Origin of the sequence: Micromonospora sp. NPDC051300 (assembly GCF_044455315.1) — a bacterium.
GTDB lineage: Bacteria > Actinomycetota > Actinomycetes > Mycobacteriales > Micromonosporaceae > Micromonospora > Micromonospora robiginosa.
Genome location: NZ_JBITEP010000003.1, coordinates 154,396 through 166,388, shown reverse-complemented (window position 1 = coordinate 166,388; position 11,993 = coordinate 154,396). Strand labels below are relative to the sequence as shown.

Below are 11,993 nucleotides of genomic sequence, written 5' to 3'. Positions count from 1 at the left end.
GTGGACGAGACGCTGCGCGCCGTGGAACACGAGTTGACCGCGCTGCTGCGCCGGGGCCGGGCGCTGTCCTGGGAGATCGCCCGCGAGGTCCACCCGAACCTGGAGCCGAACGCCTACGGGTTGCTGCTCTGGCTGCGCCGCTCGGGCCAGATCCGGCTCACCGACCTGGCGGTCAAGCTGGGCATCGGCAAGGGCACGTTGAGCCGGCAGATCGGCGGCCTGGAGGCGCTGGGCCTGGTGCGGCGCGACCCGGACCCGTCCGACCGGCGGGCCGCGCAGCTCAGCCTCACCGAGGAGGGCACCCGGCGGTTCGACGCGGCCCGCGCGGCCCGACTCGGACAGATCAGGCGTTCGCTGGAGGACTGGCCGAAAGAGGACGTGGCGGCCTTCGCCCGGCTGATGCACCGGTTCAACGAGACGTTCTGACCGACCCCCCGGGGAATAGGAGCCGCACCACTCGCGGTTGTTGCTCAAGGCAACCAAGTCATACGGTTGCCCCAGGCAACCCGCACCCCTCTCCCCTCCGGAGGCACTCCACGATGACGCAGGCGACAGCGCCCAGCCGGGCGACCGCCGTCGACATGTCCCACCGGCAGATCCTGGAGGCGCTCTCCGGCCTGCTGCTGGGCATGTTCGTCGCGATCCTCTCCTCCACGGTCGTCTCGAACGCGCTGCCGCGGATCATCACCGACCTGCACGGCACGCAGTCCGCGTACACCTGGGTGGTCACCTCCACCCTGCTGGCGACCACCGCCACCACCCCGATCTGGGGCAAGCTCGCTGACCTGACCAGCAAGAAGATCCTGGTCCAGCTCGCGCTGGTGGTCTTCGTGCTGGGCTCGGTGCTGGCCGGGCAGGCCCAGTCCACAGGCGAGCTGATCGCCTGCCGGGTGGTGCAGGGCGTCGGCGCGGGCGGCCTCACCGCGCTGGCCCAGGTGATCATGGCGACGATGATCGCCCCGCGCGAGCGCGGCCGGTACAGCGGCTACCTCGGCGCGGTGATGGCGGTCGGCACCATCGGCGGCCCGCTGATCGGCGGCGTGATCGTGGACACCGACTGGCTCGGCTGGCGCTGGTGCTTCTACGTCGGCGTGCCGTTCGCCGTGCTCGCCCTGATCGTGCTCCAGAAGACGCTGCACCTGCCCGTGGTCAAGCGCAAGGTGACGATCGACTGGTGGGGCGCCACCCTGATCACCGCCGCCGTCTCGCTGCTGCTCGTCTGGATCACCCTGGCCGGCGACAGGTACGACTGGATCTCCTGGACCAGCGCGGTCATGGTGGCCGGCGCGGTCCTGCTCGGGGCGCTCGCGGTCCGGGTCGAACAGCGGGCCGCCGAGCCGATGATCCCGCCGCGGCTGTTCCGCAACCGCACCATCACGCTCGCCGTGGTGGCCAGCGTGGCGGTCGGCGTCGGCATGTTCGGCGCCTCGGTCTTCCTCGGCCAGTACTTCCAGATCAGCCGCGGCGAGAGCCCGACCATGGCCGGCCTGATGACGCTGCCGATGATCGGCGGCCTGCTGGTCGCCTCGACGGTGGTCGGCCGGATCATCACCAGCACCGGGCGGTGGAAGCGCTGGCTGGTCGCCGGCTCCACGCTGCTCACCGCCGGCTTCGCGCTGATGGGCAGCATGCGCGCCGACACCCCGTACTGGCGGCTCGCGATCTTCATGGCGCTGATCGGCCTGGGCCTCGGCATGACCATGCAGAACCTGGTGCTGGCCGTGCAGAACACGGTCGGCACGCACGAGCTCGGCGCGGCCAGCTCGGTGGTGGCGTTCTTCCGCAGCCTCGGCGGCGCGGTCGGCGTGAGCGCGCTCGGCGCGCTGCTCGGCCACCGGGTGACCGGCTACCTGTCCGACGGACTGAGCCGAATCGGCGTCCCGGCCCCCGCCTCCGGTGGCGGCGGCGCGCTGCCGGACGTGCACGCGCTGCCCGCCCCGATCCGGGCCGTGGTGGAGTCCGCGTACGGGCACGGCGCCGGCGACATCTTCCTGGCCGCCGCGCCGTTCGGGCTGCTCGCCCTGCTCGCGGTGGTGCTGATCCGGGAGGTGCCGCTGCGCCGCGCCAACACCGACCCGGTCCCGACCGCTGTCGAGGAGCGGGAGGCGACGGTGGACGCCGACGCGGTGGTCGGCACGGGCCGGAGCCACTGACCATGGACGCACCGGAGCGTGAGCGGTACGGCCCGCAGGCCCGGCTGCTGCCCTTCGAACGGGGCACCGACGGGCCCCGGGTGGTGCTGGTCGGCGTGGACGGCAGCCGCACCTCGCTGCGGGCCGCCGCCTACGCGGCCGGGCTGGCCCGTCGGCAGGGCGCCGGACTGGTGGTGGTCTTCGTCAGCTCGCCGGCGCCGTACAGCGGGATCATGTCCGGGGTGGTGGCCGGCGCGGTGCAGCGGACCCACGACGAGCTGGCCGACGAGCTGCGCGCGGAGTGCCGGCGCGGGGCCGAGGAACTGGACCTGCCGGTGACGTTCCTGTGCCGGCGCGGCGACGCGTACACCGAGCTGGGCCGGGCCGCCGACGAGCACCGGGCCGACCTGGTCGTGGTCGGCTCCTCCGAGCAGGCCGGGCACAGGCTGGTCGGCTCGGTCGCGACCCGCCTGGTGCGCGCCGGCCGCTGGCCGGTCGTCGTCGTCCCCTGAGAGTGCAAGGAGGGGCCCCCGGTTAACGCCTCGCGAGGTGGAGGGGGCCCCGCTTAACATCATGATCATGACTTGGAGAGCACCAGAGGTCGAGAGACGCCACGAGCCCTACGTCGCCGACGAGCGCGCCATGCTGCAAGGCTGGCTCGACACCCACCGCGACACGCTGCGCCTCAAGTGCGCCGGGCTGACCGCCGAGCAACTGCGTACCCCCAGTGTCGAACCGTCCGGGCTGACCCTGCTCGGGCTGGTGCGGCACATGGCCGACGTGGAGCGCTGGTGGTTCCGCCACCACGCGGCCGGCCTGGATCTGCCCGACATGTACGACTACAGCGTCGACCCGGACGCCGACCTCAACGACATCGCCGACGCCGACCCGGCCGAGGCGCTCGCCGTCCTGCTCGACGAGATCGACGCGGCCGACCGGGCGGTGGCCGACCTGCCGCTGGAGCACACGTTCGTCAGCCGCCGGCGAGACGGCAGCAGCCACGAGATCAGCCTCCGCTGGGTCTACGTGCACATGATCGAGGAGTACGCCCGGCACAACGGCCACGCCGACCTCATCCGCGAGCGCATCGACGGCGTCACCGGCTCCTGATCCCGCCGTCACCGGGTACGGAACGTTACCGGCCGGTTGGCGGAGAGCTGATAACGTTCTATCGATGAACACCGTGCTGTTTCAGTTCGTCACCTTCGATGACGACGAGGACTCGACCGAGGCAGCCACCCACCGCCTGCACCGCGAACTGCACCAGCTCGACGGCGTCCGCTCGGTCCGGCCGGCGGAGTCCGTCACCGTCGCGCCGGACGGCGCCCGGGCCGGCGAGGTCGCCGAGCTGGGCACGTTGCTCGCCGCCCTGGCCGCCCACGCCGGCCTCGTCGCCGGGGTGCTCCGCGCCGTCGGGGACTGGCAGCGACGGCGCGGGCGGGGCCGGGTGGAGGTGCGCATCGGCGAGGACGAGCTGGTCCTCGACAGCGCCACCGCCGACGAACAGCGCCGGCTGATCGAGGTGTTCGTCGACCGGGTGTTACCCCCGGAACGATGAGACGCGCGCTGATCATCGCGAACGAGGCCTACGCGGATCCTCAGTTCGTCTCCCTTCCCGGCGCCGTGGCGGACGCGGACTCCCTCCGCGAGGTGCTGGAGAACCCGGCGATCGGCGCCTTCGACGACGTCCGCGTGTTGCGCAACCGCACCGTCCACGACATCGGTCGCGCGGTAGCCAACTTCTTCCACAAGACCGAGCCCGACGACCTGCTGCTCCTGCACATCTCGGCGCACGGGCTGAAGGACGCGGCCGGCGACCTGTTCTTCGCCGCCGCCGACTCCGAACACGACAGTCACCTGATCCGGGCCACCGCGTTGTCCGCCGCCGACATCCGGCACGAGATGGCCGACAGCCGGGCCAAGCAGATCGTGGTGCTGCTCGACTGCTGCTACAGCGGCGCGTTCGCCCGCGACGAGCGGGCCCGCGGCGCGCGCGACGCCGACCTCGCCGGCCCGTTCCGCGGGCGCGGGCACGTCGTCCTCACCTCCTGCGCCGGCACCGAGCTGAGCTTCGAGCGGGACGGTCAGGGCGTCTTCACCCGCGCGGTGGTCGACGGGCTGCGCAGCGGGCGGGCCGATCGCAACGGCGACGGGATCGTCGACACCGACGAGCTGTACGAGTACGTCGCCGACCGGGTCCGCGAGGTGAGCAGCCGGCAGCGTCCCACCCTCTCGGTGCACCGCAAGGAGGGCGTGATCCGGGTGGCCTGGGCCGGCCGGGAGGCTCCCCCACCGCCTCCCGGGGACGACCCGCCCGGCCGGTGGCGGCGCCTGGCCGCCGCGGTGACCCCGGGACGCGCCACCGGCGGCGCGCTGCCGCGACGGGTGGCCGTGCCGATCCTCGCGGTCTGGACGATGCTGTGCGCCTCGGTCGGCTACGCCGGCCCGGTCCACGCGGTCGGCGCCGGCTGCTTCCAGCCGCCGCAGGTGCGGGTGGCCACCTCGGTCGCCGGGCTGGCGCCCTACCGCGAGGTGGCGGACGCGTTCGAACGCTGGTCCGCGCGCCAGCACCGGGGCTGCCCGCTGGCCCGGATCTACCTCTATCCCGCCGCCGCCGAGGACGTCCGGGCCGGCATCGGCGCCGGCTGGGACTCGTCCGGCGAGCCGGGTCGCCGCTACCTCCAGGACGTCGGGCCGCACCCGGACCTGTGGCTGCCCGAGTCGGCGGCCGACGTGACGCGGCTGGGTCCCGCCGGCGCGGGCGTGCTCGGCCGGGTCGACGAGATCGCCGCGACGCCTGTGGTGCTCGGCGTGCCGCAGGCGCAGGTCGCCGCCGGTGACGCCGTAGACGCCGCCCGGCGGATGGGCCGGACCTGGCGGGAGCTGTTCCGCGACGCCGCCGCCGACCAGGGCGTGGTACGCGCCGACCCGACCGTGTCCGCCCCCGCCCGCCTGGCCACCTACGCGCTCTACGGCGGCGAGCGGGGGCCGGTGTCCGCGTCGACCGCCCGCCAGGACGTCGAGGGCCGGGTGGACCGGGCGCTCGACGCGGGTTCGTACCCGATCGGCGACGACCTCGCCGTGCTCTGCCGGCAGCGCACGCGCGCCACCTCCGCCCCGGCGGCGGAGGCCCGGACACCCGCCGTGGTGCTCACCGAACAGGCGCTGGTGCGCTACAACCAGGGTCGGCCGCTGGGCGCCGGCTGCCCGGCCCGACAGCCGCCCCCGGCGGCCGAACGGTTGCAGGCGTTCTACCCGTCCGACTCTCCGCTGCTCTTCCTCACGGTCGCCCGCCTCTCCTGGCCGGCGGCGGTGCAGAGCCCCGCCGTCCGGGCCGGGGCGTCGAACTTCGTCCGCTGGCTGATCGACGAGGAGGCGGGCCAGCAGGCGCTGGTCCGGGTCGGCCTGCGACCGCCGGGAGTGACCGCCACCGCGCCGGTGGACCGCGCCAACGGCGCGTTGTTCGACTGGCCGTTCGGCCGGGTCCGCCCGCTGCGCGAGCTGGTCGCCGCCGACCAGGACCGGGTACGCGAGGTCTACCGCCGGGCGCACCGGCCGGGCCGGGTCCTGGTCGCGTTGGACGCGTCCGGCTCGATGCGCGAGCCGAGCGAGGACCGGCGCCGCAGCCGGTTCGAGGTGGCGGTGGACGGGGTCGGGCGGTCCCTGGAGCGGGTGGGCCGGCGGGACGAGTTCGGCCTCCGCACGTTCTCCACGGTGACCGCCAACGCCCGCCAGATCGTGCCGATCGGTCCGCCCGGCCCGACGGTCGCCGATGGCCTGCGCGCCGAGGTGCGGCGGATCCGGCCGTCCGGTGACACGCCGCTGCACCAGACCGTGCGGCAGGGCGCGGCGCAGCTCCGGGGCGGAGGCGGCGACCCGCTGCGCGCGCTGGTGGTGGTCACCGACGGCCAGGACACCTCCCGGCAGCCGCCGCCCACCCCGGCCGAGCTGGCCGGCGTACGCCTCTACGTCCTCGCGGTGGGCGACGCGGCCTGCGCCGGCTCGCCCCTGGACCGGCTCGCCCAGGGCACCGGGGGCGACTGCTACGACACCCGGGCCGACCGTCTCGACGGCACGCTGGACCGGCTGTTCACCGCGCTGTGGAAGGGAGCGGACTGATGCCGTCGACGCGGAGGGTCAGGTCGACGCCGGGCGGGGACCGCCGGCACTGGTGGCGGGCGTTCGGGGTCGGCCTGCTGAGCGGCGTGTTGCTGGCCGCGTCGGGTGCCCTCCTGCTGTGGCGGGTCGCCGGGCCGGAGCGCCTGGAACCGGGTGACCTGGTGATCCTCACCGGCCGCGACGACAGCGAGGGTCAGCAGCGACAGGCGCTCATCCGGCTCTGGAACGCGGCGAACCCCCGCAACCAGGCCCGGATGATCAGCCTGAACGAGGCGGCGGACGCCCAGTACGCCGAGATGATCAATCGAGGCGAGCACGAGAAGGCGGAGGACATCGACGTGTTCAACCTCGATGTCACCTGGACCGCCGCGTTCGCGGAGAAGGACCTGCTGCGCCCGATCGACGAGTCCCGGCTCGCCGAGCGCCCGGCCGGGTCGTTCCTGGAGAAGCCGCTGCGCACCTGCCGCTACCAGGACCGGCTGTGGGCGCTGCCGTTCAACACCGACGCCGGGTTGCTCTACTACCGCCGGGACCTCGGGCTGGCGCCTCCGTTCGACTGGCCGAAGATCGAGGCCGAGTCCACCCGGCTGCTCCGGGAGGGGACCACCGGGCTGAAGGCCGGCTTCACCAGCCAGCTCGACAACTACGAGGGGTTGACCGTCAACGCGCTGGAGGCGCTCTGGGCCCACGGCGGTGACCTGCGCGTCGACGACCAGGGGAAGGTCTCGGTCGACACGAGGCGGCTGGCCGACGCGCTCCGGTCGCTGACGCCGTCGACCACCGGGCCGTCCGTGGTGTCGACAGGCGCGCTCGACCAGAACGAGGACCAGAGCCGGGAGGCGTTCGCGGTGGGCGAGGTCGCGTTCATGCGCAACTGGCCTGTCGCGTACCGCAAGTTGACCGGCGGCGACGCGTCCGCGCCGTCGCCGGCGGCGACCCGGGTCGGCGTCACGGCCCTGCCCGGGCCGAGCGTGCTGGGCGGGCAGAACCTGGCGGTGGCCCGGCAGAGCAGGCAGCCCCGGGCCGCCCAGGCGCTTATCGAGTATCTGACCGGGGAGGAGAGCCAGCGCACGCTCTTCGAGAAGGGCGGCTTCGCCGCGACCCGGGCCGTCGTCTACGCGGACGCGGCCATCAGGGAGAACCACCCCTACCTGCCGCTGTTGCGGGACGCGGTCGACCGGGCCCGGCTCCGGCCGGTCTCGCCGCACTACGTGACCTTCAGCCGGGTGCTGCGCGGTTACGTCCGGGACGTGCTCGAGGGTCGCACGCTCCCGGACGACCTGGCGGCCCGGCTCACCGACGCCCTGCGCGGCATGACCCCGACCGGCCCCGCCCCGGACTAGCCGTTCCGCTCAGTAGGCCAGCGCGGCGCGCAGGTACCGCAGGTCGGCGGGACCGCTCCAGCGGTGCGCGGAGAGCCCGGCGACCCGGGCGCCGGCGACCGCGCGGTCCTGGTCGTCGACGAAGAGCACCCGGGCCGGCGGGGTGTCCAGCGCCGTGCAGGCGGCCTGGAAGTATTCCTTCGCCGGCTTGTGCACGCCGACGACCGAGGAGTTGACCACCACGTCCAGCTCGTCGGTGAGCCCGAGCGCGGCCAGGTCGGCGTCGAGCAGGTCGGTGGCGTTGGTGCCCAGCCCCACCCGGATGCCGGCCGCCCGCGCCTCGCGGACGAACGCCAGCACGTCCGGGTCGACCTCGCCCCGGTAGCGCTGCCACTCGTCGACCGCCGCGCGGGCCCGCGCCGGGTCGCCGAGCGAGGGAGTCAGCGCGTCGGCCACGCTCGCCATCCACGCGGCGTGGCTCATCTGTCCGACGAGCACCGGCTGGAGCAGCCCCCAGGACATCGCGATCTCGCCGAGGACCCCCTCGCTCAGCCCGTACTCCCGCTCGACGCCGGCGGCCACCGCCGGGTCCCAGCGGCGCAGCACGCCGTCGAAGTCCACCAGGAGCGCCGTGGCGCGTTCCCGACTCACTCTTCTGTCTCCTGCCCGTCGTCCTCGGCCCGGTTGAGCCGCTGGCTGATCACCTGGGTCACGCCGCTGCGCATGGTCACGCCGTAGAGCGCGTCGGCGATCTCCATGGTCCGCTTCTGGTGGGTGATCACGATGAGCTGGCTCTTCTCCCGCAACTGTGCCAGCAACGTGATCAGTCGGCCCAGGTTGACGTCGTCGAGCGCCGCCTCCACCTCGTCCATGATGTAGAACGGGCTGGGCCGGGCCCGGAAGATCGCCACCAGCATGGCCACCGCGGTCAGCGAGCGCTCGCCGCCGGAGAGCAGCGAGAGCCGCTTGATCTTCTTGCCCGGCGGCCGGGCCTCCACCTCGACGCCTGTGGTGAGCAGGTCCTCCGGGTCGGTGAGGATGAGCCGCCCCTCGCCGCCGGGGAAGAGCACGGTGAAGACCTGCTCGAACTCCCGCGCGGTGTCGGAGAACGCGCTGGCGAAGACCTCCAGGATCCGCTCGTCCACGTCCTTGACGACGGTGAGCAGGTCACGCCGGGTCGCCTTGAGGTCCTCCAACTGTTCGGAGAGGAACTTGAAGCGTTCCTCGAGCGCGGCGAACTCCTCCAGCGCGAGCGGGTTCACCTTGCCGAGCAGGGCCAGTTCCCGCTCCGCCTTGGCGGCCCGCTTCTCCTGCACCGGCCGCTCGTAGCGGACCGGCTCGGGCACCGGCCGGCCGTCGGACTCGGCGAGGGCGACATCCGCGTCGGTGGGCGGGACCGGCTGGTCCGGCCCGTACTCGGCGACGAGCGTGGACACGTCGAGCCCGAAGTCCTCGGCGGCCTTCGCCTCCAACTGCTCGATGCGCAGCCGCTGCTCGGCCCGGGCCACCTCGTCCCGGTGCACCTGGCTGGTGAGCCGCTCCAGCTCGGCGGCGAGGCGCTTGGCCGCGCCGCGTACCTCGGACAGCTCGGCCTCGCGGGCGGCGCGTTCGCGGGCGACGGCGTCGCGGTGCTCCTCGGCCCGGGCGATGGAGACGGTGAGCCGGGTGAGCGCCTCGCGGGCGCCGCCGACCACGGCCCGCGCGATCTCCGCGCCCCGGGTGCGTGCCGCGCGCCGGGCGGCGGCGCGCTCCCGCGCCGCCCGCTCGGCGGTGGCCTGCCGGGCCAGCGAGTCGGCCCGGCCGGCGATCGAGGCGACCCGCTCCTCGGCGGTACGCACCGCGAGCCGGACCTCCATCTCGTTCTGCCGGGCCTGCGGCACCATCGCGGCGAGCTGGTCACGTTCCTCGGTGGACGGTTCGGCGTCGATCGGAGTCGTCTCGGCCAGCCGCAGCCGCTCCTCCAACTCGGCGAGCGTCGTCAGGTCGCGTTCCCGGGCCGCCTCGGCGCGGGACCGCGACTCGCCGAGCCGGTCGGTCTCGGCCTTGGCCGACCGGGCCGCCGCACCCAGCTCGGCGAGCCGGCGGGCGGCGGCGTTGCGGTGGCTCTCCGCCTCCCGCTTGGCGGCGGCGGCGTGCTGCACCGCTTCCTTGGCGGCGGTCACCTCGGCGCGCGCCTCGGTCAGTCGCTCCCGCAGCTCGGCGGCGGTGCCCTCGGCGGTGGCCCGGTTGGCCCGGGCCTCCTCGACGGCGGCCTGCACCTCGATGAAGCTGGGCGCCTTGGCCGAACCGCCGGCCGCCGCGTACGCCCCGACCACGTCGCCGTCCGGGGTGACCGCGCGCAGCTCGGGGTTCGCCGCGACCAGGTCGGCCGCGGCGGCGAGGTCGTCGACGAGCGCCACGTCCCGCAGCGCCCGGTGCACGGCCGGGCGGATCTGGGCGGCGCACTCCACCAGGTCCGGCGCCCAGCGGGCACCCTCGGGCAGCTTCGGGCGCAGCGCGTCGGCGGGGCCGTCCATGCCGGGACCGGCAGGGCTGCCGACCAACAGGCCGGCCCGGCCGGCGTCGGAGATCTTGAGCAGCCGCATCGCCTCGACGGCCTCGTCCACCCCGCTGACCGCCACCGCGTCGGCGAGCCCGCCCAACGCGGCGGCGAGCGCCGCCTCGTCGCCGGGGGCGACGGTGAGCAGCCCGGCGAGGCTGCCGAGCAGGCCGGGCACCTGGTCGGCGCGGGCCAGCAGCGCGCCGGCGCCGTCCTTGCGACGCAGGCCGAGCGCGAGCGCCTCCTCGCGGGCCTTCCAGGTCGCGGCGTCCTTCTCGGCGGCGCGTTCACCGTCGGTGAGGCTGCGCACCGCCGCCTGGGCCTGCTCGTGCACGGCCACCGCCTCGGCGTGCCGGGCGTCCAGGTCGGCGTTGTCCCGGTCGGCCTCGGTGGACTGCTCGGCGACCGCGTCCAGGTCGGCCTGCGCCTTGTCGGCCCGGCCGAGCGCGTCGGTGTGCGCGGCGGCGAGCCGTTCGATCTCCTCGCTCGCGCTCGTGGTGCGGGCCCGGGCGGAGTTGACCTGACCGGTCAGCCGGGCCAGCCCCTCCCGCCGGTCGGCGATGGCCTTGGCGGCGGTCACCAGTTCCCGTTCGGCGGCGGCGAGCTGCCGTTCCAGCTCCTGCCGGTGCTCGACCGCCTCGGCGAGCCGGATCTGGTCCTCGGTGAGCGCGGCCCGCAGTTCCTCCTCCTGCTCGCGGACCCGCCGCGACTCCGCCTCCAGTTGCTCCGGGTCGCGGCCGGGGCGCTCGTCGTCGCCGGTGGCGCTGAGGTGGCGCAGCCGCTCCCGGGCGAGCTGCTCGATCGAGCGGAAGCGCTCCTGCAGCGCGGAGAGGCGGTACCAGGTGTCCTGGGCCGCCGCGAGCAGCGGGGCGTCCTCGGCCAGCGCCGCCTCCAGCTCGCCGAGCCGGCCCTGCACCTCGCCGTGCTCGCCCTCGATCTGCTCACGCCGCTCACGCAGCGCCGTCTCGTCGGCGATCTCCTTGTCCAGCGTGGTCCGCAGCGTGTGCAGGTCGTCGGCGAGCAGCCGGAGCCGGGCGTCGCGCAGGTTGGCCTGGATGGCGGCGGCGCGCCGGGCCACCTCGGCCTGCCGGCCGAGCGGCTTGAGCTGGCGGCGCAGCTCGGCGGTGAGGTCGGTCAGCCGGTTGAGGTTCACCTGCATCGCGTCGAGCTTCCGCAGCGCCTTCTCCTTGCGCTTGCGGTGCTTGAGGACGCCGGCCGCCTCCTCGATGAAGGAGCGGCGGTCCTCCGGCTTGGCGTGCAGCATGCCGTCGAGCCGGCCCTGACCGACGATGATGTGCATCTCCCGGCCGATGCCGGAGTCCGACAACAGCTCCTGGATGTCGAGCAGGCGGCAGGAGTCGCCGTTGATCTCGTACTCGCTCTCGCCGGAGCGGAACATCCGGCGGGTGATGGAGACCTCGGTGTACTCGATCGGCAGCGCGCCGTCGGTGTTGTCGATGGTGAGGGTGACCTCGGCCCGACCCAGTGGCGCCCGGCCGGCGGTGCCGGCGAAGATGACGTCCTCCATCTTGCCGCCGCGCAGCGCCTTGGCGCCCTGCTCGCCGAGCACCCAGGCGATGGCGTCGACGACGTTCGACTTGCCGGAGCCGTTCGGGCCCACCACGCAGGTGATCCCGGGCTCCAGCTTCAACGTCGTGGCGGAGGCGAAGGACTTGAAGCCCTTCACCGTCAGGCTCTTGAGATGCACCTTCTCGATCCTCGTCCGGTGGTCGCCGTACCGTCGCCGGCTGCGCGGACCTGGTGAACCCGCAGACTAACCCGCGCCCGGGACCGTACCGGCACGCGACCCACCCGGCGGGGGCGCCGTCCGCTTTCCGCACCGGCCGGCCCGCTCGGGCGAAAACCGCAAGATCACAATTT

The 11,993-nt window shown here is 74.2% G+C and carries 9 protein-coding genes; 7 read left to right on the top strand and 2 right to left on the bottom strand.

The window, feature by feature from the left end:
- From ACIA5A_RS05710 to ACIA5A_RS05680, 7 genes are all read left to right on the top strand, one after another.
- Entirely contained in the window at positions 1-426 is a 426-nt protein-coding gene (locus ACIA5A_RS05710) for a MarR family winged helix-turn-helix transcriptional regulator (protein ID WP_091064121.1), read from the top strand.
- A gap of 113 nt (positions 427-539) precedes the next feature.
- A complete protein-coding gene (locus tag ACIA5A_RS05705; protein ID WP_396756787.1) occupies positions 540-2,153 on the top strand; it encodes an MFS transporter in 1,614 nt (537 codons plus the stop codon).
- A gap of 2 nt (positions 2,154-2,155) precedes the next feature.
- On the top strand, positions 2,156-2,644 hold the full coding sequence (locus ACIA5A_RS05700) for a universal stress protein (RefSeq protein ID WP_396756785.1): 489 nt from the start codon (positions 2,156-2,158) through the stop codon (positions 2,642-2,644).
- 67 nt (positions 2,645-2,711) lie between these two features.
- Entirely contained in the window at positions 2,712-3,242 is a 531-nt protein-coding gene (locus ACIA5A_RS05695; protein ID WP_396756783.1) for a DinB family protein, read from the top strand.
- Between the two features lie 64 nt (positions 3,243-3,306).
- Positions 3,307-3,690 (top strand): hypothetical protein, encoded by a 384-nt coding sequence (locus ACIA5A_RS05690; RefSeq protein ID WP_396756781.1) that lies wholly within the window; start codon positions 3,307-3,309, stop codon positions 3,688-3,690.
- Positions 3,687-6,251: a caspase family protein gene (locus tag ACIA5A_RS05685; protein WP_396756779.1), complete on the top strand. Its 2,565-nt coding sequence runs from the start codon at positions 3,687-3,689 to the stop codon at positions 6,249-6,251. Before ACIA5A_RS05690 ends, ACIA5A_RS05685 begins: the two co-directional genes overlap by 4 nt.
- On the top strand, positions 6,251-7,594 hold the full coding sequence (locus ACIA5A_RS05680; protein WP_396756777.1) for an extracellular solute-binding protein: 1,344 nt from the start codon (positions 6,251-6,253) through the stop codon (positions 7,592-7,594). The genes ACIA5A_RS05685 and ACIA5A_RS05680 overlap by 1 nt, the downstream gene beginning before the upstream one ends.
- A gap of 9 nt (positions 7,595-7,603) precedes the next feature.
- Here ACIA5A_RS05680 and ACIA5A_RS05675 read toward each other — a convergent pair whose 3' ends face one another.
- Together ACIA5A_RS05675 and smc are read right to left on the bottom strand one after the other, a co-directional pair.
- On the bottom strand, positions 7,604-8,224 hold the full coding sequence (locus ACIA5A_RS05675) for an HAD family hydrolase (protein WP_396756775.1): 621 nt from the start codon (positions 8,222-8,224) through the stop codon (positions 7,604-7,606).
- Positions 8,221-11,820 (bottom strand): chromosome segregation protein SMC, encoded by a 3,600-nt coding sequence (smc, locus tag ACIA5A_RS05670; RefSeq protein WP_396756773.1) that lies wholly within the window; start codon positions 11,818-11,820, stop codon positions 8,221-8,223. Before smc ends, ACIA5A_RS05675 begins: the two co-directional genes overlap by 4 nt.
- Positions 11,821-11,993: the final 173 nt, after the last annotated feature.